This is a genomic window from Anabaena sp. EIM26, assembly GCF_057568715.1.
Genome location: NZ_CM172472.1, coordinates 503032 through 527491 on the forward strand (window position 1 = coordinate 503032; position 24460 = coordinate 527491).

The following is a 24460-nucleotide window of genomic DNA, read 5'->3' on the forward strand; positions in this document are numbered from 1 at the left end:
AATTTTTAATTACAAATTGGCAGCATCAAAAGCTGCGACAATATACTCTTGCAACGTTAACTGATACCCAGCAATTGATAAACTAGCTGGGGATTCTGGGGTAACTATAGCCCCAACAAGATTTTTTGATAATCGTTGACAATAAACAAGAGCTACATCAAAACGACAATAACAATCAGCCTTTTCAGGATACTGAGATAAAAAGATTTGTGCTGTACTACAAAGTTTTGCTTGCTTTTGTCGGGTGATGGCAATTCTGCCTCCTGCATCCCAATTGCCTGCACTGCGGGTTTTCACTTCCACAAAGGCTAGTATGATATCCTGTTGATTGCCGTTTTTATGAGACGATGTTACTTTTTGATCGTGATACTGGGCAATAATATCAATTTCTCCCCAGCGACAAGAAAAGCGACGGTGCAGAATCTCCCAACCTGTAGATTGTAACCATTGGGTTACTAGGTCTTCTCCTAAGTCACCGATATCTAGATAATTAGATGGTGGATGTTTAGGCATTAAATTAAAAATATCATGAATACTAAGTATCGGATTTTATCACTCATACTCAGTTTATCGCTTTGGGCAATCATTCCGATGACAGCATTAATAGGTTTAGCACCAACAGCTTTAGGACTCGAATACAACAAAGAAATCTTGATAGCAGCTGATTTTTCTGGACGTGATTTAACTGACTCTAGTTTTACCAAAGCTAATCTGCGTCAGAGTAATTTCAGTCATGCGAACTTGCGTGGTGTGAGCTTCTTTGCAGCCAATCTGGAATCAGCTAACTTAGAGGGGGCTGATTTAACTAATGCTACTTTGGATTCGGCTCGTCTGATTAAAGCCAATTTAACCAATGCAGTTTTAGAAGGAGTATTTGCAGCTAGTGCCAAATTTGATGGTGCTATTGTTGACGGAGCGGATTTTACTGATGCGCTGCTGCGCGGAGATGAGCAAAAAAAATTGTGTAAACTGGCTAAAGGTACTAATCCTGTGACAGGTAGGGATACAAGGGAAACTTTGTTTTGTCCCTAGAACCTCTGAATTTTGTCGCTAAATCAACCTGAGTTCGGTGTTAGAAGTTAGGAGTTATGATTTTTAAGAGCGAGAGAATAAGGGTTTGAGACTCTTACTGGGGGGGAGTTTTCCACAAATTATCTTATATCGAACTCAGGTGTCCTTGATAATTTGCGGGCAAGATGCCCGCACCACAAGAAACTTTTGAGTATTTTTTTAGGAAGTCCCTTATTAAGAATTATCGCCACCCTAACCAGCGTAAACAAGGAACAATGAGGTAATAACTCAATCCTAAACAAAGACTAATTAAAATACCCACAAAACCAAAAAAGGCGATAGGTACAAATAACTCTAACCAGCCTGGTTGATTGGAGGAAAAATGGATAGAAGGGACTGGTAAACCTAGATGAATTAAGGCTGCTAAGATGTTTGCACTCCCAAAGGAAGTTATGAAGGCGTAAGCTAGATAATGGGTACGCAGACCTAAGCCCAAGGTGAGTATGGAAATTGACACTAACATCCATGCAACTAAACCTTCGGCGCTGTTATGTGGGGTGATGAATTGCCAAGCTATCCAGCCTAAACTATTGCCAATTAAACCCATGAGTGCTGCCATCAAAAATCGCCGTTTTTGACCAAAGCTGCCAGATACGGTAATTCCCCAAGCGGTTCCTAAACCAGCAGCAGCAAATACTATCATTTCTTTGGCTGAAGCTGGTTGAGAATTTTGGATTAATGCTGGCAATTGGCGGGATATAAATTCCTCGACGAAAGCGCCTAATTTGCTTTGATAAGCCAAGATAAAACCGACGATAGTCCCTAAACTAGCGCCAATACCACCTAAAATCATCGCCCAAATTGTTGACAGACAAGCTAGTAAGAATTTGAAAATTGCCTGGACTGTGAGTAGAGTTGTGCTACCCACAGCTTGGGTAAATTGGGTGACAGATTGAATAACAGTGGTTTTGAGTTGGATAAATAAATTTGGTTGTGATGCTGCGGGGACTATTTTCAGTAAGCGTTTTTGAATTATAGCTGCATGGGCGGGACGCGATCGCACATCCGTCTTTACCATCTCATCCAATAAGTCTGCTAGACGGGGATTGACATTACAGCGATTGCGCCAACGTAATTCCCCAGTGATGGGATCTTCTAAATTCTGCGGATGCTTACCGGTGAGTAATTCAATCATTGTCCGCCCCAAGGCGTAAAAATCCGCTGCCGGCCCTACATTTCCACCTATGACCTGTTCTGGTGGACTGTAACCAGAGGAAAATAGTCTTGTGGAGGGAGAGTGCGATCGCAATATTGCCCCACTAAATTGTTTAGCACCACCAAAATCAATTAGTACCAATTGTTCTACTTGCAGAAGGGCGCTTGGTGAAGGGTTCCGCAACATTAAATTAGAAGGTTTAATATCCCTATGAATAATTTGGCGTTTGTGTAGTTCCTGTAAAATTTTTACAGCCTGGGCGAACCAATTTAACACCAAATCTTCTGGACATCCTTGAGGATAATTTCTGCGAATTTCCTCCAAATTTTGCCCATCAATTTTTTCCATCACCAGACAAGCCAACTGGTGTGGTTTAGGACTAGTTAAATTAATTTGAAAATACCCGTCAGCATCAACTTTGGGAACACCCGGATGTCGGAAACTACTTAAAACCTCCGCTTCCTGGATAAACAATTCCAAAGCCTTAGGAGAATCTTCTACTAAGACTTTCAGAACTTTTTCAGTCTCGGTTTTTTCATCCCAAACCGTGTAAATTTGGGCAAACCCTCCTGAACCCAAAGGATTAATAGGGCTGTAGCGGTCTAATAACTGTAACGGTGCGCCACAGCTATTACAAAATCTGTTTCCCCAAGGTTGAGGATAGGGTCGTTGACAGTTAGGATTTATGCAGTGAACCGCACTCTGATTTATCTGGGACAAAACCACGAAAATACAAAGGCTGGATCGATTTTAGCGTCTATTCTGTCTTCTTTACTCAACTTCATTTGTTGCTTAGATAAATTTTTGCTGGCGTTGTTGAGATTTTCTTTACCCAATATATAGAAGTGTAGCAATACTTTTCTGTTAAGGAGTGTAGAGAGGTTCCATGGAACGTCTCTACAAAGTCTCTACAAAGGTTTTCGGTTTACGAATTTGCCTAACCGAACAGTATTGAGAAGTGTAGGGATTTTCATAAAGTGCAGACCACCTCAATTGACAATAAAATAACAGGATTGCTATAGTAACCGGGTTTATACGGTCTAAACGCCTCGCTACCGCTACAGGACTCCAGACTCGGATAGCTAGATTCTTGCTTAAGAGGATGTTCTCGCACAATTTGCACCATTAGCAGCAGATGAATCTGGATAAATAGCTAAAGTGTGATATCCAGGAGCAGCATCTTGATAAAGTATTCTGAAAGTATAAAGCTTAGTTTCACCTTGCCCTTCAGTAATCACGGTTAAAAGTGTATTTTCCATTTTGGATAATCCGGGGATTTTTATCCTTTCAATTCGCCGGAGTTGAATGACATTTGCTGCTGAATTTTTACAATCCCCTGAACTTAAATTACGTTCTTGTCCGAACTGCATACACATTGCGCCATCAAAATCCATAGTTACTTGTGACGGATCATTTAACCAAACTTTTTTAATGGTTTCGCCAGCAGGAAGAAAGCTTAAATTTGTACCTTGTTGATAAGAAACGTCGATAGTCGGTACAACTCCCCCTAAACCTTGGGCTTGACAGGAAAACATGGAACGGAGAACGGCATTATTAGCTACAGCACGACCTGCCAAAGATAACATAGCTACTGAGAAAATTAGAGCAGCCAGAGGTAAAAAATGATGATCATACCATTTGGGATTTGGGATTGGGAATCCTTTTCTGCGTATACAGTATAAGTCTATCAATCTGGGAGCATCCCAAATGTGTAAGTTCACTGTCATGCTGAATGAAGCAAAGCGCAATGTTCGCGTTAGCGTGCCGGAGGCTCTAGCATCTCGCGAGATTCTTTCCTTCAGAACGCTACGCGAACGCTTCACTCCGTTCCACTCAGAATGACAATTGACAATGTTTTTGCAAAATTGGGATGTTCGCATAAATCTAGCTTTCACCATCATTTTTTACATTGGTGTAATTTAAAGTTTTTCGTAAATACAGCGGATTGCAGATCAATGAGATACAAAATCTAAATTCAAAGCCAGATACCAAGCCAGTACATAGCGACGAGTAACGAGTAATGAGTAAGAAGGAGAATCAAGTACTCGGTACTTGGTACTCACAACTCTTCCGACTCCTGAATTCTGCTATAGCTAAAACTGCATGGTGCTATTGATGTATATTTCCACTTCTTGGCCAGCTGGTATCAACCAAACATTAGTTTGTTGCATCATTTGCGAAACTGACTGTTGATTACGTTGTAAAATTTGTGGAACCACCGACTTTAAACCACCTTCAACAATTCCCGCCGCTAGATTACGTTGGGCGTTATTATTGCTGACTATAGTGCTACCAGCATTTGTGGTAACTTGGGTGTCAATCCGATTCAATAACTCTGCGGCTTTACTGACACCGCCCAAAACAAATAAACTGGCATCCATTCTGGCTATAGATGACCCATTATTAGGAAATTTATTTGCTACTAGTGGTCTGCCTTGGGGAGCGCGAACAATAATAGCATTGTTGGGTAAGCTTCTTTCTTGAAGCTGATCTTTATCTTGTAAGATCACTTTGACTACATCCAAGCGCATTAATCCTCGTTCAGAGATAGACTGAACTTGAGCTAACAACTCAGTATTAGCAGGTAATGCGATCGCACCATCTATAGATTTTAGTGGTTCTTTCAACCGCACCACAAATATTTCTGTATTTTCATCTTGTTCATTATTCCTTTGATTATTCCTTGTCCTCGTAGTTTCCCCAAAAACCGCCGTTGCCAAAACAGCTTTAGCACTAGTTCCGACTTTGACCGATTTTGAGTTTTGTGGTTGTGCTTGGTTGGCTACAACATCTTCTTCCGACGGTGTTGCCTCAAAGTTAGAGTCAGTTGGCTCTTGAGCAACATTCGTATGATTAGCAGCCGCAGATTTAGCTGTATTCCCACTAAATTCACCAGTCGTGTACACCTGACCATAACTACCTAACTTGGCTAACTGTGACCATTCTTGGAGAGGATCAGGTGGAGATGGTTGCACATTTGGCGTTGGTGGTGTAACAGTCGGCATAACAGCAACTGGTGGTACAACTGCTGGTGGAGAATAGGATGGTCTATCTGGTCTATTAATAATGCGCTCAACCGTGACTACACGAGGAATAGAAGCAGTTTGCACAGGTGTTTGTGTTCTGTTATTAACTCGTGGAATTGCCGACGATGAAATAACTCTATTTCTCAGACTTTGTTGGGCTGCTGTTACAGCCTGTGCTTGTTCAGAAAGAGCCAATTTCGTTTTGAGAATCTCTATTTCTTGTTCTAAATTTTGCTCAATGGGTTCAATTTTTGGTGGTAACGAAGCTGCCGAAGAAACAAGACTATTTTTTGGTTTTTGATTGGCCGTACTCATAATCTGCGATAAAAACACACCAGCTACTAGCACTACAACCAAAGTAGCACCGCCAACCAAAGCTAACTTAGCAAAAGGATTAGATGATAGAGATTGTGCAGTTGCAACTTCTTGTACTTGAGACTGGGACGGTTCTAAACTATCTATATCAGCTTCTAAAGCATCAATATTTAAAATTGGTGGTTCTTCTTTAAAACCAACTAATTTAGCCATTTTAGATTCCCAATCTGTAGAATCTACTTCCACTTGATAGTTATCAGCATCGGATTCAATGAGAGGTTGTGTAGGAATTGGTGATTGAATTGAATAGGAAGTCATAATTTATTAATTAGTTAGATTTTGCAAAACATTTGTTATCTTTGATATCGCATATATCGTAAATTTCTAGTCTAGCTTCACCAAGACGGTAAGCGGCTAAATGCCAAGGTAGTGGTTTAGTTGGCAGAAACGTTTTTGATTTATCAATAGCTCTAACTAAGATTTGTTTATGAAACGGAATTGATGTTCCCAAATTATTATAACCGCTAAAATTTAATTGATTGGCAAAAATTTCTACTGCCCATTTACCATTAGCTATTGGTGTGGGCTGAGAAACTTTTTCTATTACTAATACATATTCATTTTCTTGATTAATATTGGCAAATTGATTGTTAGTATTTAAATTAGTAATTTCTGATTGAAATTTTGGTTTCAACTCAGGGGATAAAAGTTGTGAACTAATTTCCCATACTGTAAGTGGTGGCTGTTGTCGTGACCAAGTAAGCATCAGAGTCATAGTTTCACCAACAAAATGGCGAATTGTTTCAGAATGTCGGTCATAACTTGGTTTGGGGTCTACAGTGATAGCACGACCATCAACAAGTTGCACTAAACTTTGGGGTGTTAATTGTCGTTTTAAATCCTGTAACATAGAACCGTTAAATAAAAGTAATAGCAGAGTAAATAGATGTAATCCAAATGTTCCAACTGCTAAAAGTGGTAAGATGCTACTTTTTTTAGTTTCTGATTTGACAAGTTGCATAATTTAGGTAATTGGGAATGAGAATTTAGAATTTACAGCAGAGTACAGATTAATGAGGTACAGAATCAAAATTGAAACCTAGGCACCAAGCTAGTTTTACTCCTGACTCCTGACTCCTGACTCCTGAATTCTGCTGTATCTAAGAAAGCTATCAGATGTACTTCTATTTCCACAGGGGTTTGATTGATCCTGATTGAGATTACTATAGTTATCTATTAAGCATAAATTTCTAATTTCATAAATTTCTAATTTTTGAGCGCGGTTGCTATAAATTGCTTTTTGAATATTGGTGCTAATTTCAGGTAAGGGATAGGGATAATAATCTACTGCACGGACTAATAAATCTTTATTAAAGGGCGTTATTGTTCTTCTATCATCTGTGCGCTTTTTTTGAATTAAGTCCGCTACCATCCCCACTCGCCACTTACCAGGGGCAATTTTTTCTGGTGGATAAATCCGCTTAATCATCAACTCTGCTGATATAGCTTGATTAGGATTGTTAGAGAAAACTTCTGATGGGGTCATTTGTGCGATCGCACTTAAGAAACCTTTACGAAAATCTTCAGATATCGCAAAACTAGCTACCCAGCTACTAGTAGAAACTTTTTGATTTCCACCCTGTAAGGTTTTCACCGTAATTCCGGGATCTGGTTGAGGTTTAGCTGCTGCTTCAATAGTCTGGACTGGTAGAGTTCCTGACCAATTAAACATAGATGTCATGGTTTTACTGATAAATTGGCGAATCGCTTCGGGATCTCTAGCTAAATCATCAGTAGCAGATAAAGTTTTACCATCTATCATTTGCACAAAGTTAGGCGGTTTTCGCAGATTCAGTTGGCGAATATTCAACCCTTGAAAAACGAATAAAAATAACACCAATAAATGCAAACTAAAAGTAGCAATTGCAAAAGTATTTAAAATATTTCTTGTGGGCTTTTTCTGATTAAGTAAACTTGTCATGTTTGTATATTCATCCTATTTAATATTATCCAGATTTATATCCGACCTTTTACCAAACCATCCGTCTTACTAATAGCACTAAAAACCGCAAATCCTCCCGCACCAGCCACAGCTAAAGATAAAATCGGTGCTAAAATTCCCAGAAAAATAATGAACCACATTAAGTCAGGATTCGCATTAGGATTTTCAGCAGGGCCATTAATAACTACAGCAGAAGTGACAGCAGCGATAATATTAAATGATATCTTGGCGATACCAGCAGATAAAAACCCAATCAGCCATGCAAAAATAGGTTTTCCTGCCACAGGTAACAAAGATGCACCTATAGCAATAGGCCCCAAAGCAGCAATTAGTAACATAGTCGCTTCTAGCAAGTTTTGAAAAGCATATTGCAACGAAATTAAAAAATTTTTTATACTAGCTTGTGCCGTATTTCCCAGTAAAGAATTAAAGCTAGTATCTGATAAATTGCCTGTACCAAACTTTAGTGAAATTACCTGATTTTCTAGTCTTTGAATCCAAACTTTATTACCGTATAAATTTCTATATTCTTGCCAAAGACCATCAACCTGATCACTAGCTTTAGCAAAACATTGATTTTGTTGTTCACCAGTCAATGACTGACAAGGACGAATTAAAGAACCCGCAACTTCTTCAGCCAAACTCATATTTAAAGCCTGTTGATAAGTTTGATCAATATCTGCTGAAGTTACCACTTGCTGATTAACAGTATTGATAAAGTTTCTGACCCCCAAAGTCAAACTAGAAAGGATGCTACCATCCCCTGTGTTACTTAATAGCATTACTACTATAAACGGCCAAATCAAACCGGATATAGGACGAGAATATTCACTGTAAATAACATCTTTCAGCCATTGCATCATAAAAAATAATAGAGTTCCTACAGCAAAAAACACGCCTAAATTTGTCATTGCCCCATACAAATTATTGCTACTATTATTTTGTAATAAATCTAACCATTGATTATCCCAACTTTCCGCCATACTTCTGGCAGTTTCAGCACCACTATCAAAATTTTCATTGATACCAATTTCAGGAAAGACTTGCAAAATATAAAACTGCATTTTTTGTTTTCAATATTTTTGAGAAAATTAAATAAATTACAGTAGTATTCGTGAATTGTGGTTCTACAATTCTTCTTACTCCTGACTCCTGACTCCTGACTCCTGAATTCTATTTTCATTTTCTTCCCTCCCAAACAAATCTATTTGAGCAGTTGTCCGCATCAATCTTGCAGCCTCAGTTGCTGAATCTACTCGACGCGCACGATTCATTTCTTCCATTTGTTGAGAAATACTTGCTAAATTCAAATTAGAGTATTGCAAAGATTGATTAGTTTGCATTGTTTGCGCTAAGTTTTCTCCAATAATCCTAGATTGTTGACTCTGAACTTTCAGAGTTTGTAGTTGTAAATTAATTTGATTAGCACCAGTTTGGGCTGATAATTGTTCAGCTACATTTTCAATAGTCGGAATTTTGGAAATAATATCATTGAGAAAATTTTGGTTACTTTGTTCTGCATTATTAGCCACTTCCACAATATTATTAATCACATTTTCAGTTTCCTCCAATTTAACTTTTAATCGTCGTTGTCCCTCCGTCCCCATAGCACCTTCCACCGCACCCCGAAGAATCAAACGATTCATCTCATTACTAACCGCATTAGCTCTAACAACCGGATTATTTTCAAACTTATCCGTCGTTGGGTAAAACAACAAATTCTGACGTGCTTGTTTCCCAACTTCAATTGGATTAGGTAAATTCAATTGTCCTGTAGCAATATTCAAAGAATTTTGACTACTAACTTCTAAAAGACTTAAAGTTTCACTCAGATTATTTGTAAAATAATTTTGCATATCCACAGAATATAATTGAAATTCACTCCAAACCTTACCTAACTGTCCCCTAGCTGGTAAACCCAACATCAACAAAAACCCCAAACTAAAAAAAATAACCTTCCGCATACAATCCCCCTATTCATTTCCTTCTCTCTCTGTGCCTCTGCGTGAGAAAACTCCTCAATTAACTACCTCGCAACGAAGCTACTAACTGCCGCGCAAAAACAGAAATTGCCTCATATTTATCCGCATAATGTAACATAGCCTCTTTACGAGCATTTTGTTCATGAGGATTATTAGCAACTACAGCCAATTGTTCATAACCTGGATAATAACGGCAGAATGTATAAATACCATTATCATCTAACAACCATTGACTATAAATACCTTCTTTCCGAGGAAAAAAGCTTTCTGTTGCATTACGAGAAATAATATCGCGGGGATATTTTAAAATACTGACAAAACTATCTACCGCAACTGGTTGAATTCGACCAATTAATCTCGTTGACAAATTTTGTAAAATCTTTGATGCGGCTTTAGATTTAGCAATAGTATCGGGATCTTGTGCTGATAAAATAACTCTGATTCCAGCTTTTGCACCGTTGGCACAAATTCTACCCACTAAATCTGATATTTGATCAAATTCAAATAAAATCGGTGCTTCGTCAATAAAAAATATCGAAGCTGGACTGCTTAAAGCTCGTCGTAAAGCTGCTGAATAAGCACTTAAAGATAAAACTGCTGCGTCTTCATTATCTGATAAATTTCGCAGTGCAAATACTAAAAGTTGGGCATCGGTGGGAAAGCTAGATGGTGCAGAAATAGATTTTCCTACACGACTAGAAAGCCAAAAACGTAAGCGCAATTGAATTTGACTAAGTGCATCATCGACTCGGCCGCTAATAGAATCTAATTGCAGATGTTCTGGTGAACAAAAACAGAGAAAATCTTTTAAGGTAGGGGTTTTTTGCCAAGCTGTAGTTCCAAAACCATCTGCGATCGCTTGTTTATATCGCTCCTGGATACCTGCATCAGCAAAGAAAGCTGCTAAGGCTAGGTTGAGCAGGGAACGCACCGTTTGAGATAATAGTTGATTTTCAGTGGATGAGCCTAAAACCATCGTTATTAGGGCTGATTCTAAGAATCCAGTATAATCGAGCAAGCGATCGCGCTGTTCTTCTGGTGAGAGCGATCGTAAATCTGGCTGTTCAAACAAATTATTTGATTGTTTGGAAATATCAAAATATGCCCCATTCCCCTCCATAAACTCTGTATAGTCTGTAAACGTAGATGTCCCATCAGGCTTGGGAAAGTCCAATGCAACCACAGGAATCCCATGTGCTAAAGCCTGAGTTAAAATTCCTGACACCAAAACCGATTTACCCGCACGAGTCGTTGCAAACAAAGCTAAATTTTTATGTTGATTAAACAAATCTAAATGTATTGGTGTTCCTCCTTCCTCCGCAATTAACTCAAAACCGTGTTTATCTCCAGCTTTCGTTAACACTAAAGGCATTAATCCCGGCACTTCACTGGTTAAATATAATTGTCTGCGGTTAAAGGGCTTAACTAACAAACCTTCCCAAACTATCGGTAAAGATTGTAACCAAATTTTCCAAGCATATTCTACTTCTCTAATTACCTGTGCAGGACGTTGAAAACAGTTTTCAATATATCTCGTGGCTTGGTCTAATTTTTCTATAGTCGGACGATGGACAAAAATAACTACACTTGTATATATAGGAACTGCACCTTCATATAATTGTTCTTGGGCTGCAACAGATTTCTTTAACTTTAATTGGGCATTGACATCAATAGTTTTACTTTTTTCTTGAGCCATCATAGCTGTCATATTCGACTGTTTGAGAACCCGTTGTAAAGTAGTTTTAACCAATGCTGGATTAGCAGCAGTTAACTGACAAAAAATTTCCGTATCTACTACTGTTTCTCTAGCCAATAATTCCCACAAATAACGCAATTGAGAAAATTTATTTGGCCAACCTCCAGGTTTTTCTAAAAACGTTAACGCCCCGATATAGCGATTTTTCACATTTACCCAACGACGATCAGCACAGGGTACACTCGATTCCATCAACAAGGTTGTACTATGAATATTCTCTATCAGCAATTTGCTACTAGCTAAATCTGAATTAACTTCCTCATGGAGTCCATTTTCATCTAAATAAAGTAATTGGGGAATTTCTATCGGTGGTGTATCATTAAATCGTCTCCAGGCTTCTTCCCAAAGTTCATCAGCATTTAATGGTTTGACATCTAACCCCATTTTGTTAGACAAAAGCTGTTCCCAGCGAGAAAAACCTTGTTGGTAAGCTTTGATGATCAGAGTTTCAATTCGCTGATTTTGAACTTCTGCTAATTCTCCTTTAAATTTTAACCACCATGATTCAGTTTTATTTAATAATTTCTCAATCCAATCATCAGCTTGATTAGCATGAGGTTCAATAGTATAAGTAACATAAATTCGCATAAATTTTGGCTTGCGAATTCCAGAATTTGTAAGCTCTTGAATTCTCGCTCTTTCTGCTGTCAATAAATATTTAATATCCCTTGATGGTGTCCGCTTTACTAAATCTACTAATTCTGTTTGGCGTTGTTGATCCGAACCAAAAGACCCTATATGTAAGGTCATTTTTTCACCTTCAGGAATATCTTTTAAACCTGATTCAATATTATTAAAAATAGTCTCTATTTGTTCTGATCTTAAAGTAGTGTGAATACCACGACATTCAAAACCAAAAACAAAACAAAACCTATCTTTTTGATTTTCTTTATTCAAAATATAAGCACCAATATTTCTTCCACTCAGAGAAATGTGGAGCATTGTCGCCAAATGTAAAGCATCTTCAAATGGTGTTAATCTACTTTCTTGACCTGGGACGTTGATGTTTTGTTTTCCGATTTTTTGCTTCATAGTTAATTTCTAGCACGCTTTGATAACGAGCAAAGCCTCTTGTCCAAGTGGGAACTCCAATAAACTTGCTTAAAAAACGCCAACTCCTACCACCACTTAATATCCACCAAGTTGCCATTCCCCACCCTGAAATCAATGCTGTCCATAACCACCTTTGGAAATCATCTGCAAATAACCCTCCAAAAACTCCATTAATCACAAAATATGAAACTAGAACAATCAGCAGCCAAGGAAAAATTTGATCAGCCGGAATTGGTCCTAATGATGGTTGTGAACCTAGAATTTGATTAACTGGGCGAAACTCTTGATCTCGTTCTGGAGACATAAAAAATTTTAAAAATGGAAGAGGATTCAGAAATCAGAAGGCTTGATTATTTGATATTCAACTTGACCTTGATTTTATCTGAATCATTGATAAATTATTTGGCATCACCAATTACAAAACCTGTCAAGACATCAGCAACAGTGACAGCAACTACTACTATCAAAGGAACTCTAGCGATACTTTGCCAATCTTCATCTTTGCGAACTGCATTAATGACACCAATTAAAGAAATAGCAATATAAAGTAAATAAATTGCTCTCAAAACGTTGAATATTAAACTGACTGCTGTTTGAGGATTACTATTACTGTCTGTACCTTGTGTCAGTGTAGTTTTGAAAAAGTTTTCAGCTTTACCAAAAAATTGAGCAGATGCCGGGGCAGAAAAAAAGTCTACCCAAAATAAACTAAGAATGATAGATACTGCCAAAATTTGCCATATTATCAGCCATCTTTTTGGTAAATTTACCTGCTGTTCAATTTGCTGACAAATAATGGTGATCAAACTACCTGCTAATAAACAAAAAAGCAGGATAGGACTTTTTAAACTAATCACGCTTAAAAATACAGTGCAAGCAATTAAAAATGGTACAGATTCTACTAAGTGCTGTTGCCATATTTTCCAAATACTCGGCAATTTATTAGATGCTGTCTTTGTACTAGCCGTTAAACTTTTTTCGGTTCTTTTTGTACTATAATCTCTAGACATTTACCGATTTCCCTATTATCTATAACAAATATCCGTTCTTCAAAGTTTTATTCTATGTTTAACCCTGTCATCTGTATTTCTCCAGAGATTTTGATGTAGTTTATATTGTATATTTTTGTTTTGTTGTTATGTATTAAGGTTTAGGTAATCAATTCTTAATATTTAGTTAAATTAAAGTTAAAGTTAGGTGAAAACCTTATGATTACATAGGGTAATAATTACCCCTACTTTCGTTCTGTTGTGCGTAAGTCCTGTGTTTGATACGACTGGGAAAGTTAGCAACACAAAAATTTTAGAGTTTATCAATCATCTGCATCACTTTTCGTAAAAGCTAATAAAATTTATCATGGTCTTTGTCAAGAAAGCAGATTTCAATTTCCTTTGCAGCCAAGGGTTTAGAAAATAAATATCCCTGCCCAAATTCACACCCTAATTGTTGTAACCATTGTAGTTGCTGTAGTGTTTCAATTCCTTCTGCTACAACAGTTAAGCCAAGTTGATTACTCAAAGTGATAATAGTACTCACCACTTGATAATTACGATTTCCTTCCTGCATTTGAGTTACAAAAGAGCGATCAATTTTCAAGTTATCAGCGGGTAAGCGATGAAGATAATTGAGTGATGAATAACCAGTGCCAAAGTCATCAATACTAATCTGAGTTTTTCTTAATTTTAATTGAGTTAACAAATCAATTGTTTGATTGATATTTTCAATTAGCATACTCTCAGTGATTTCCAAACTGATAGATTCACCATCTAATTGTGTGGCTTGTAAAATTCTATCAATGTCTTCAATTAAATTATCTTGGCGAATATCTTGAACAGAGAGATTAATACTTATTTTTAGTGGGAAGCGGTGAGGAAACTTAATTTTCCAGGTTGCTAGTTGTTGACAAGCTGTGAAAAACATCCACTGATCTATCGGCACAATTAGTCCAGTTTCTTCGGCAAGATGAATAAATTCTTTCGGTAAAATGAATCCACGAGTTGGATGTTGCCAGCGAACTAATGCCTCAAATCCAATCAGACGATTGCTAAATATATCAATAATAGGCTGGTAATATACGATAAATTCTTCTCTTTCGATAGCCTTACGAATTTCAGTTTCTAGAGTTAGTCGATTTACTGCTTGGGTATGCATTTGGGCATCAAAAATTTTGTATGAATTTCTGCCTTTTTCTTTGGCTTGATACATAGCAATATCTGCATCTCGCAGTAAATCGGCAGCGAGATCATAGTTTTTTGTGCCTAAAACAATACCGATACTTGTGCTGATTACAACTTCGGAATTATTAATTATTAATGGTGTTTGAAAATCTTTAAGAATACGCGTGGTAATTTGGATAGCATCTTCCAAGTTATACATATCCTCTAAGAAAACTACGAATTCATCACCACCAAGTCTAGCCACTAAATCAATTTCCCGCAGATGAGTTTTTAGCTTTTTAGCAACAGTCTTAAGTAGTTGATCTCCAGCTAAATGCCCTAAACTGTCATTGATAACTTTGAAGCGATCTAAATCTAGAAATAAGACAGCATAATGATAGTTTTCTGCTCGTTTAGTGCGGTGAATTGCTAATTCAAGTCGCTCTTCTAATAGTGTGCGATTGGGTAGGTTTGTTAATGGATCATGTAAAGCATTATGAATCAGTAATTCCTGTGCCTGTTTGCGATCGCTCACATCTAATAAAATACCATGCCAAATTGTATCTCCGTTTTCCTTGAGTTCTGGACGGGCGCTGGCTTGTACCCACTTTAACTTACCAGATGGTGTAACTAATCGGCACTCGTAAAAAAATTGATTTAACGTTTGAATGCTTTGTTTAGCAGTTACATAACATCCAGCACGATCATCAATATGAATTTGGGCAAAGCAAAGAGAGATATTTTCTAAAACTTGATCTGGCGTTAACTCTAAAAGAGATAAACAGCCCAAACTGACGTACTCAAAAGCAGCATAACCATCAGAATGCTGTACGAGAGTGTATATCATGCCCGGTATATTAGAGGCTAATGTCTCTAACAGATTTTGGGCTTGTTTGTGTTCTGCTCGGACTTGTACATCTCGAAGTTCTCGACGCACCGCCTCTGGTAATCGGTTTAAGTTGTCCTTCATCACATAATCATGAGCGCCTGCTTTCATCATTTCCACGGCTAATACTTCGCCAATTGTGCCGGAAACGAGAATGAAAGGAATATCTTTTTGACTCTGCTTGACTATTTGCAGAGCCGCAGGTGCATTAAATCCAGGTAAGCGGTAATCTGAAAGTATAACATCCCATGTACGATTGTTCAGGGCTGCGTGTAGCTCTTGGGCGATTTCGATACGCTCCCAATTTGGGTTGAAGCCACCGCGACGCAGTTCCCTGAGAACTAACATAGCATCAGCTTCTGAATCTTCAATAATCAGGACATTTAAGGCTTCACTCATGCCTTAGAATCTCCTTGCTAAACTTTGATATGCTCACATTTTCTTGCCTCTTTAAACTCTCATGGAATTTGACAGTGCTATAAATTAGCCCGTTAATTAAGAGTGCAACTATTGTCAAATCGGCTTTGCGAGTTAACCCGACTTTCTGCCTGAGTTTACCAATTGAAGGTGGTTGAACCATGTTGAAAATTCCTAGTTATCAAATTCATACAAAAATTCATGAAAGTAACAATTCACAGATTTACCGGGGAATTAGGGAATTAGATAATTTACCTGTAATCTTCAAAATATTGAAGAAAGACTATCCCACACCAGAGGAAATTACACGTTATAAGCTCGAATATGAAATTACCCACAGCTTGACAATATCTGGTGTTGTGCAAGCTTATGATTTACAGCAACTACAAAGTACTTTTGTGATTATTTTAGAGGATTTTGGAGGTGAATCTTTAGAAAAGATTTTAACTAAAAGAGAGTTTGCATTAACTGATTTTCTCCCTATGGCAATTCAGATAACTAAAATTCTCAGTGAAATTCATACTGCGAATATCATTCATAAAGATATTAATCCAGCCAATATTGTTTTAAATTTAGAAACAAATCAGATTAAAATTATTGATTTTGGTCTTGCTACTGCCCTGTCACGGGAAACATTAACTCTCAAAAATCCTACTACATTGGAGGGAACTTTAGCTTACATATCTCCAGAACAAACAGGTAGGATGAACCGTTCTCTGGATTATAGAACTGATTTTTACTCTTTGGGTGCTACCTTTTACCAATTGTTGACTCATAGATTACCATTTGTAACTAGCGATGCGTTGGAGTTAATTCATTATCACCTGGCTTTAGAACCTGTGCCACCTCATTTAATCAATCCAGAAATACCAGTTGTAGTTTCAGAACTTGTTCTAAAACTGTTAGCGAAAACAGCAGAAGATCGCTATCAAAGCGCCTGGGGGATTAAGGCTGATTTGGAACAGTGTCTGATCCAGCTACAACAAACAAAAAGAGTTGAGTCTTTTATTTTAGCGCAACATGATATTTCTGATAATTTTCATATTCCTGAAAAACTCTATGGTAGAGAAAGGGAAGTGGAGATCTTATTAGCTGCATTTGCTAGAGTCACAGGAATTCAGAAGTCAAGTCAGATTAATGCTATAGAAATGTTGTTGATTGCTGGCTACTCTGGTATTGGTAAATCAGCATTTGTGCAGGAAATTTATAAAACTATTACACGCAGCAGAGGTTATTTTATTGCGGGTAAATTCGAGCAGTATCAACGTAATATCCCTTACTTTGCGATCGCACAAGCTTTTAACTCACTGATTAAGCAATTACTGACTGAGAGCGAATTACAGCTAATTAACTGGCGAGAAAAACTTTTAGCAGCCTTGGGATCTAACAGTCGTGTGATTACCCAGGTAATTCCAGCATTAGAACTAATTATCGGCAATCAACCAGATGTACCTACTTTGCTACCAGCAGAAGCCCAAAATCGCTTTCATCAAGTTTTCCAAAAGTTTATCTGCGTCTTTACTCAGTCAGAATATCCCCTCGTGATTTTTTTGGATGATCTGCAATGGGCAGATACTGCCTCTTTGAAATTACTGCAAATGCTGACAATAGCAACGGTTGAGCAATCTTTGTTATTAATTGGGGCATATCGGGATCATGAAATAAATGCTTCCCATCCTCTCATCCGTATGGTGGCAAAAATTCAGCAGGAAAATGGGGTGGTAAACCAACTGTTCCTTGAGCCTTTGCAATTGCCCGCTATTAACCAGTTGATTGCTGATACATTCCGCTGTCAACCAGAAGATGTTTTACCTTTAGCTGAACTGGTGCAAGCAAAAACCAACGGTAATCCCTTTTTTATGAATGAGTTTTTGAAATCCCTGTATGCTGAAAAGCTGCTGGAATTTGATCGCCAAAAGGGAAATTGGCAATGGTCAATAGAGCAAATTCAGGAACGGGGAATTACTGATAATGTTGTAGATTTACTGGCACGTAAGATTCAAAAACTCAGTTTGCAGACACAGCGATTGTTACAGTTATCAGCCTGTATTGGCAACCAGTTCGATTTAGAAACCTTGGCAGTGACGGCAGAACTATCTCTACAAAAAACTGCCCAGAAATTAGGAGAAGCGATCGCACAAGGCTTGATTTTGCCCCTCAGCAATGCCTACAAATCCGTTGAGTTAGAAGTGCCACTTCCCAGCAATAGTCCTGCCATTGAATATAAATTCGTTCATGATCGCATTCAGCAAGCAGCTTATTCTCTCATCCCAGAGAGCGATCGCCAAATGATCCATTGGCAAGTAGGACAGTGTTTGTGGCAAAGGACTGCCCCAGAACAGTTACAATACAAGATTTTTGATATCACCAACCAACTGAACCAGGGTAAAAAATTAATCAAAACTCAATCCGAACAAAATAACTTGTCCCAGTTAAACCTAATAGCAGGGGAAAAAGCCAAAACATCAACAGCTTATGAAGCTGCTTTTACATACTTGCAAACTGCTTTGGATCTGCTGACAACAGATAGCTGGCAAACTAACTATGACTTTACCCTAACTCTATATAGTGCAACGGCAGAAGCAGCCTATCTGAGCGGTAATTTCGAGCAAGTAGAACCACTATTTCAACAGGTAGTTGACCATGCAAAAACCTTACTAGCCAGCGTCAAAGTCTACGATGTCAAAATTCAGACTTATGTCGCCCAAAATCAACTGCTAGAGGCAATTCAGATAAGTTTACAGTTACTAAAACAATTAGGGGTTCACCTCCCCATACAACCCACCTCTGAACATATTCAGCCAGCCCTCTCCGCAACTGCCTCAAAATTGGCAAACAGACCCATTAAAAATTTGATTGACCTGCCCATGATGTCTGAGCCAGAAATGCTGGCAGCAATGCAGCTTTTAACCAGTATGTGTGCATCAGCTTTTTTAGCCGTACCACCTCTATTTCTGCTGATTGTCCTCAAAATGGTAGATTTGCTCGTTGAGTACGGAAACATGATGTTAGCGCCCTTTGCCTATGCTGCTTATGGGATTATTCTCTGTGGAGTTGTATTTGAAATTGAAGCAGGATATCAATTTGGACAACTGGCGTTAAGTTTGCTGTCTCGTTTAGATGCTAAACCCATTCAAGCCAGAACCCTATTCGCGGTCAGTAACCAAATTAATGTTTGGAAAACACACCTCCGAGCAAGTTTGCAGTCACACCAAGATTGTTATCAGGTTGGTGTTGATCAGGGAGATTTAGAGTTTGCTGGCTATGCTGCCATGCATTTTTGTGCTTATTCATTTGCAGTCGGTCAACCCTTGGATGAGCTACAACTACACCTGAATCATTATCACCAGGCAGTTAAACAAATTAAGCACTCAGCTGGTATTCATTTTGTAGAAATTTGCTGGCAAACTGTTTTGAACTTGATTCAGGAAGTTCCTAATCCTGGTATTTTATCGGGTCAAGCTTATGATGAAGCAATTCGGCTACCCCAAATGCAACAAACCAATTTCCACGGAGGTTTGTTTTATTTCTACCTGAATAAATTATTTCTTTGTTACTTGTTCTCTAATACCAATCAGGTGATGTCTGCGACTGGCAGCGCCTACGCTAATGCTGTCATCGCACAAGAGTATTTACCTGCCATGACCGGAGCGGCTTTGGTTGCTATCTTTAAGTTCTACGATTCTCTATCTCGATTGGCAGTGTATACAAATGCAGATCCTCTGCAACAGTCTGAGTTGCTTCAGCAGGTAGCAGAAAATCAAGCCAAAATGCAAAATTGGGCATATCATGCCCCAATGAATTACCAGCACAAATGGTATCTTGTTGAGGCTGAAAGATATCGTGTCTTAGGTCGGTTTAAAAAAGCCATAAAAGCCTATGATCGGGCTATTAGTTTGGCTAAGGAAAACCAATACTTACAAGAAGAAGCTCTGGCCAACGAACTTGCAGCCAATTTTTATCTGCAACAAGGTTTGATTACCATCGCTACAATATATCTGCAAGAGGCCAGGTATGGTTATTTAAGATGGGGAGCAACAGCAAAAGTTCAAGATATGCAAAGACGCTATCCCCAACTACTAGAACTGCAATCAGAACAAACCGAAAACCGCAGATTTAATACGACAGAATCTTCCTCTACTAAATTAGCAGCACTTGACCTAGAAACGGTGTTGAAAGCTTCCCAAGCAATCTCTGCAACTGGCAGCACCTACTCCACTGAAGTTCTCTTAGATCAACTTCTGGGAAAACTGATGACTATTCTGATTGAAAATGCGGGAGCGCAAACAGGTTATTTGATTTTACAAACCCAAGATGAATGGCGAATTGAAGCGATTAGTTCAATTGACAATGAGAAAGTTGAATTAATACACCCAGACAACATTCCTTGTTTACCAACATCCTTGATTAATTATGTGGTTCGTACCCAGGAAAGCATCGTCCTTGGTGATGCTATTAAAGAAGGTAACTTTCAATCTGAACCGTGGATTATCTACCACCAATCCAAATCAATTCTATGTACACCTTTATTGAATCAAGGAAAATTTACAGGAATTGTCCTTTTAGAAAATAATCTCACCACTAACGCATTTACCCCAGAACGGATTGAAATCATCAATCTGCTTTCAACTCAGGCAGCTATCTCCATTGATAATGCCCGGTTATTACAGCAGCAGGAAGAATTGAATCAATCTGTCTGTCAACTCAATGCAGAATTAGAAGAAAGGGTAATCCAACGAACTGCCCAATTACAGGCTGTTAATAAAGCTTTGGAATCGTTTTCCTATTCTGTTTCCCATGACTTACGAGCGCCTTTAAGGGCGATTGATGGCTTTTCGAGAATGATTCAAGAAGATTACGGTGAACAACTGGATGCAGAAGGCAATCGTTACTTAAAAGTTGTCCGGGATAATGCCAAACGCATGGGTGAGTTGATTGATGATTTGTTGAATTTATCCCGTTTGGATCGCAAGGAAATGTCCAAACAGCCTGTGTTAGTCAATGAGTTGATTCAACAGGTGTTAAGTGATTTAGCTCCAGAATGGTCAAATCGGCAAGTAGAATTTGCGATCGCTGATTTACCCAACTGTCAAGCTGACTTTTCCCTCCTCACCCAAGTCTGGATCAACTTGTTATCCAATGCCATTAAGTACACCAGTTACAAATCCATTGCTCATATTGAAGTGGGTTATGAGGTGATGGATGGAGAAGGAGTCTACTGGATCAGAGATAATGGATCAGGGTTTGATATGCAGTATGCCGATCATCTCTTTGGAGTATTCCAACGTCTGCACCGTGAACAAGAATTTGAAGGTACAGGTATTGGACTAGCGATCGTGCAACGCATTATTCAACGTCATGGTGGCCACATTTGGGCCGAAGCAGCAGTCGGTCAAGGTGCAACCTTTTATTTCACCCTTCCGAGTACTGAGTACTGAGTAAGAATTTTTTCCTCTGCTTCCCATCCTCTAATCTTGTTCCCTACCATAATATAATGACTGACCAACTCATTGATCAGCCCACTGATACATCTTCTCAACAACCGATATCTATTGTGTTAGTTGAAGATAATCCTGCTGATGCCGAATTAGCTATGCGGGCTTTACGTCGCGCCAAAATTGGAAATCAAGTGCAATGGCTTCAAGATGGAGCAGAAGCCCTCGATTTTTTCTTTTGTCGGGGCAAATATAGCGATCGGACTATAACAAATCAACCCAAAGTCGTTTTACTAGATTTGAAACTACCAAAAGTAAACGGATTGGAAGTTTTACGGCAACTCAAATCTGACCCCCGCACCCAAACAATTCCCATTGTGGTGTTGACTTCTTCTGCCGAAGATAGAGATGTAATAGAAAGTTACCAACTGGGGGTGAATAGCTATATCGTCAAACCTGTAGATTTTGAACAATTTAACCAAGCAGTCCAACAGCTTGGATTTTATTGGGTTTTATTTAATCGAGTCCCCATTTCTTGAGGTTTAATGCCTAGCGTCTCTGCTGATTGGACAATGAAGGAAGAAACTGTAAACCTGATCAGGCTTTATCTAAAGCTGCACCTGGTAAAATTTTACTTTTTAACAACTCTAAACTAGCACCACTACCGATAATGGTTATTGTGTCGGTTTTGCCAATTTCTGCTAGAGTATGTGCGATCGCGCAAGCGCTGACTTGTCAGTTCCCATCCGTACCCGCAGCAGTCTTTACGTATAGTACAACGTTTAAGAGCAATTTGAGCTAATATATAAGTATCTGAATAATTTACTAATATTAAACTATGGCATCACTAAACCCTCCTCTGAGTAAAGAAGATTTTATTAAATCTGGCTGGAAAGAAGTAGTTGATAACAGCGAGAGAAAAGATTGTCAGAGCTATGACATGACATTCTGGAATAAAGCAAAGAAAGCAAAAGAAGCAGGAAATATCAGAGAACAGGCAGTTTTTGAAATTTTGTCCGCTGTAACTGGTGCTGCTATCAAGCCAGAATCAAATGACGAATTTTTTAATGAAGTTTTTAGCAACCTCACAGAGGGACAATTAAACTTTCTTAGTGACATTGCGCTTGAAATATTAGATCCAGAACTTAAAGCAAGAGTAGCTGATATTCTTTGGGTGAAAAAGCGTGACTATCAAATGGGACAGTTAGCGGTTGATGCTTATTTAGAATCTGCTAAAGAATTAGAACATCCTGAAGAATGGCCTTATTGTACAGATAGAATTGAAAGGGTGCTGAGGTTAGCACGCAAAATTAATTATAAATATGAAACTGTTTTTACATATATAGAAGAAGTTTTGGATCGTTACAAAGGAGAAGATCCTCTTTGGCTATCAGCAAAGTTAATGGAACTTTTGCTAGAATTTCGATTTGGTGATCCGAGTAAATATGCTGGTATTGCTGAAAAAGCTGCAACATTAGCAGAATTAAATAATGACTGGCGTAAAGCACGTAACTACTGGGAAATAAAAGCAAAATGGCATCATATTGAAAAGAATGGAGAACAAGAACGTACAGCAAAAATGCAAGCTGCTGAAACTTTTGTTAAAGAAGCTGAGGATGCACTAAAGAGAACATCACCTAGTTACTCAGTTGCATCACATTTTATGCTAGATGCAGTGGAAGCTTTTAAGAGAATTCCAGGTACAAAAGAGGAAACTACAACAGCAAAAGAACGGGCTGAAGAATGCCATAAAATTTTACTTCAATATCAGGAAGAGTCTACACAAGAATTGATTAATATTTCCCATCCAGGTGTAAACATTAGTGTTGAAGTAGAACAAGCCAGAAACTATGTGAAAGGAAAAGAATTTCAAGATGCTATTTTTTCTTTAGCTTTATTAGTTAGTCCTCCAGAAGTTTGTAAACTTAAACAACAGGTGAAAAATAATGCTCATGATTATTTAGCATCTTTTTTCCCAAAAGTAATGACAAACAGTAAGGGTAAATTCATAGCTCATCAATCTGCATCAGTTTTATCAAATGATGCCAAAGAATCTGAAGAAGCAACTATTTTTGAAGCGTACAGGAATGCCAGATTCCACCAACAGTTTCATGCACAAGCTTATATCGAACCAGCTAGATATCAGATAAATTTAGAACATAGCATACGAGTTGATGATTTACTGAAAATTATTTCATACAGTCCTTTTGTGCCACAAGGAAGAGAATATTTATTTGCAAAAGGTCTTTACGCTGGCCTATCTGGAGATTTCTTTACATCAACCCATATTCTTATTCCGCAAATTGAGAATTCTATCCGTGAGTTACTTTGGCAAAAGCAAGATGTAATAACCTCCAAGCTTGAGAATGGTATTCAACACGAATATGATTTGAATAAAATGCTTTATATGGCAGATATAACATCTATTTTTGATGAAGATACGCTTTTCGATCTCAGAGGTTTACTCATTGAAGATGCTGGAAGTAATTTAAGAAACCGCATGGCTCATGGTTTAATTAGTGATAATGAATTCAATAGTCCTATCATGTCTTATTTATGGTGGGTTACATTGCGTTTCTGCTGTTTGCCAATTTTGAACCAAAAACAAGCAGAAGATTTTAATCCTCTTGTTCAGTTTGATGGTATTTTCAAAGACGACCCACTTTTTGATGAATTTGTAGAAGATATGGCTGCAAACCGCCGTGAATTAGATGCAGAAGTAGCTGCTTATGAAGCTTATTTAGAGGAGAATCAAACAGCGTGAGCAGATATATTCTCGATACTAATATTGTTACTTTTTCTCAACATGGAAATCCTAATATTGCTCAACGTGCAAAAAATGTTGGAATTGCCAATATATTTATTACAACCGTGACACTTGAAGAACAATTAAAAGGTAGATTAGCCGCTATTAGTAGATGTGCTACTAAACCAGAATTATTACCAATTGCTCACCAAAATTTACTAATAACTCAACGTTACTTTTGTAATATGAATTTATTAGATTTTAATGAAGCAGCTTGCGAATTTTTTAAAAAACTACGCCAGCAAAAAATCAATACAGGTACACAAGATTTAAGAATTGCCGCAATAGCTTTAGTTAATGATGGAATTGTGGTAACTCAAAATTACAAAGATTTTATCAAAGTTCCTAATTTAAAACTTGAAGATTGGACCATAAATCTATAGTTTTTGATGTGTGGGA

General features: G+C 38.0%; 17 protein-coding genes and 1 pseudogene. 5 read left to right on the plus strand and 13 right to left on the minus strand.

Going from position 1 to position 24460, the window contains the following annotated elements; translation table 11 throughout:
- Window positions 1–9 precede the first annotated feature (9 nt).
- Complete coding sequence (locus tag AC012T_RS02035; protein ID WP_487062657.1) at window positions 10–513, minus strand: YraN family protein; 504 nt, start codon at window positions 511–513, stop codon at window positions 10–12.
- Window positions 514–528: 15 nt separating this feature from the next.
- On the opposite strand from AC012T_RS02035, the gene AC012T_RS02040 reads away from it, so the two are divergent.
- Window positions 529–1032: a pentapeptide repeat-containing protein gene (locus AC012T_RS02040; protein ID WP_487062658.1), complete on the plus strand. Its 504-nt coding sequence runs from the start codon at window positions 529–531 to the stop codon at window positions 1030–1032.
- 220 nt (window positions 1033–1252) lie between these two features.
- On the opposite strand, the gene AC012T_RS02045 is transcribed toward AC012T_RS02040, so the two are convergent.
- The 11 genes from AC012T_RS02045 to AC012T_RS02095 form a co-directional block, all read right to left on the minus strand.
- Entirely contained in the window at window positions 1253–2953 is a 1701-nt protein-coding gene (locus AC012T_RS02045; RefSeq protein WP_487062659.1) for a protein kinase domain-containing protein, read from the minus strand.
- A gap of 368 nt (window positions 2954–3321) precedes the next feature.
- Complete coding sequence (locus AC012T_RS02050) at window positions 3322–3813, minus strand: hypothetical protein (RefSeq protein WP_487066406.1); 492 nt, start codon at window positions 3811–3813, stop codon at window positions 3322–3324.
- Between the two features lie 507 nt (window positions 3814–4320).
- Window positions 4321–5886, minus strand: coding sequence for a TrbI/VirB10 family protein (locus AC012T_RS02055; RefSeq protein ID WP_487062660.1), 1566 nt, complete (start codon window positions 5884–5886; stop codon window positions 4321–4323).
- A 10-nt stretch (window positions 5887–5896) separates the two neighbouring features.
- Complete coding sequence (locus tag AC012T_RS02060; protein WP_487062661.1) at window positions 5897–6589, minus strand: hypothetical protein; 693 nt, start codon at window positions 6587–6589, stop codon at window positions 5897–5899.
- Window positions 6590–6685: 96 nt separating this feature from the next.
- Window positions 6686–7549 (minus strand): hypothetical protein, encoded by an 864-nt coding sequence (locus AC012T_RS02065; protein WP_487062662.1) that lies wholly within the window; start codon window positions 7547–7549, stop codon window positions 6686–6688.
- Window positions 7550–7584: 35 nt separating this feature from the next.
- Window positions 7585–8634, minus strand: coding sequence for a hypothetical protein (locus tag AC012T_RS02070; RefSeq protein WP_487062663.1), 1050 nt, complete (start codon window positions 8632–8634; stop codon window positions 7585–7587).
- A 75-nt stretch (window positions 8635–8709) separates the two neighbouring features.
- Window positions 8710–9534, minus strand: a complete 825-nt coding sequence (locus AC012T_RS02075) for a hypothetical protein (RefSeq protein WP_487062664.1) — start codon at window positions 9532–9534, stop codon at window positions 8710–8712.
- A 58-nt stretch (window positions 9535–9592) separates the two neighbouring features.
- The gene (locus tag AC012T_RS02080) at window positions 9593–12340 is read right to left on the minus strand and encodes a hypothetical protein (RefSeq protein WP_487062665.1); all 2748 of its coding nucleotides are present in this window, start codon (window positions 12338–12340) and stop codon (window positions 9593–9595) included.
- Window positions 12288–12665 carry a hypothetical protein gene (locus AC012T_RS02085; protein ID WP_487062666.1) on the minus strand — a complete coding sequence of 126 codons (378 nt, stop codon included), beginning with the start codon at window positions 12663–12665 and terminating at the stop codon, window positions 12288–12290. Before AC012T_RS02085 ends, AC012T_RS02080 begins: the two co-directional genes overlap by 53 nt.
- Before the next feature lie 94 nt (window positions 12666–12759).
- Window positions 12760–13371, minus strand: coding sequence for a hypothetical protein (locus AC012T_RS02090; protein ID WP_487062667.1), 612 nt, complete (start codon window positions 13369–13371; stop codon window positions 12760–12762).
- Window positions 13372–13702: 331 nt separating this feature from the next.
- Window positions 13703–15802, minus strand: coding sequence for a putative bifunctional diguanylate cyclase/phosphodiesterase (locus AC012T_RS02095; protein WP_487062668.1), 2100 nt, complete (start codon window positions 15800–15802; stop codon window positions 13703–13705).
- A gap of 179 nt (window positions 15803–15981) precedes the next feature.
- On the opposite strand from AC012T_RS02095, the gene AC012T_RS02100 reads away from it, so the two are divergent.
- Window positions 15982–21258 (plus strand): AAA family ATPase, encoded by a 5277-nt coding sequence (locus tag AC012T_RS02100; protein ID WP_487062669.1) that lies wholly within the window; start codon window positions 15982–15984, stop codon window positions 21256–21258.
- A gap of 56 nt (window positions 21259–21314) precedes the next feature.
- A complete protein-coding gene (locus tag AC012T_RS02105; RefSeq protein WP_487062670.1) occupies window positions 21315–21794 on the plus strand; it encodes a response regulator in 480 nt (159 codons plus the stop codon).
- 58 nt (window positions 21795–21852) lie between these two features.
- Here the strand turns inward: AC012T_RS02105 and pgk are convergent.
- Window positions 21853–21975: pseudogene (pgk, locus tag AC012T_RS02110) on the minus strand (phosphoglycerate kinase); the annotation flags it as partial.
- A gap of 118 nt (window positions 21976–22093) precedes the next feature.
- On the opposite strand from pgk, the gene AC012T_RS02115 reads away from it, so the two are divergent.
- Together AC012T_RS02115 and AC012T_RS02120 are read left to right on the plus strand one after the other, a co-directional pair.
- Window positions 22094–24019, plus strand: coding sequence for a DUF4209 domain-containing protein (locus AC012T_RS02115; protein WP_487062671.1), 1926 nt, complete (start codon window positions 22094–22096; stop codon window positions 24017–24019).
- Window positions 24016–24444, plus strand: a complete 429-nt coding sequence (locus tag AC012T_RS02120; RefSeq protein ID WP_487062672.1) for a type II toxin-antitoxin system VapC family toxin — start codon at window positions 24016–24018, stop codon at window positions 24442–24444. Before AC012T_RS02115 ends, AC012T_RS02120 begins: the two co-directional genes overlap by 4 nt.
- Window positions 24445–24460: the final 16 nt, after the last annotated feature.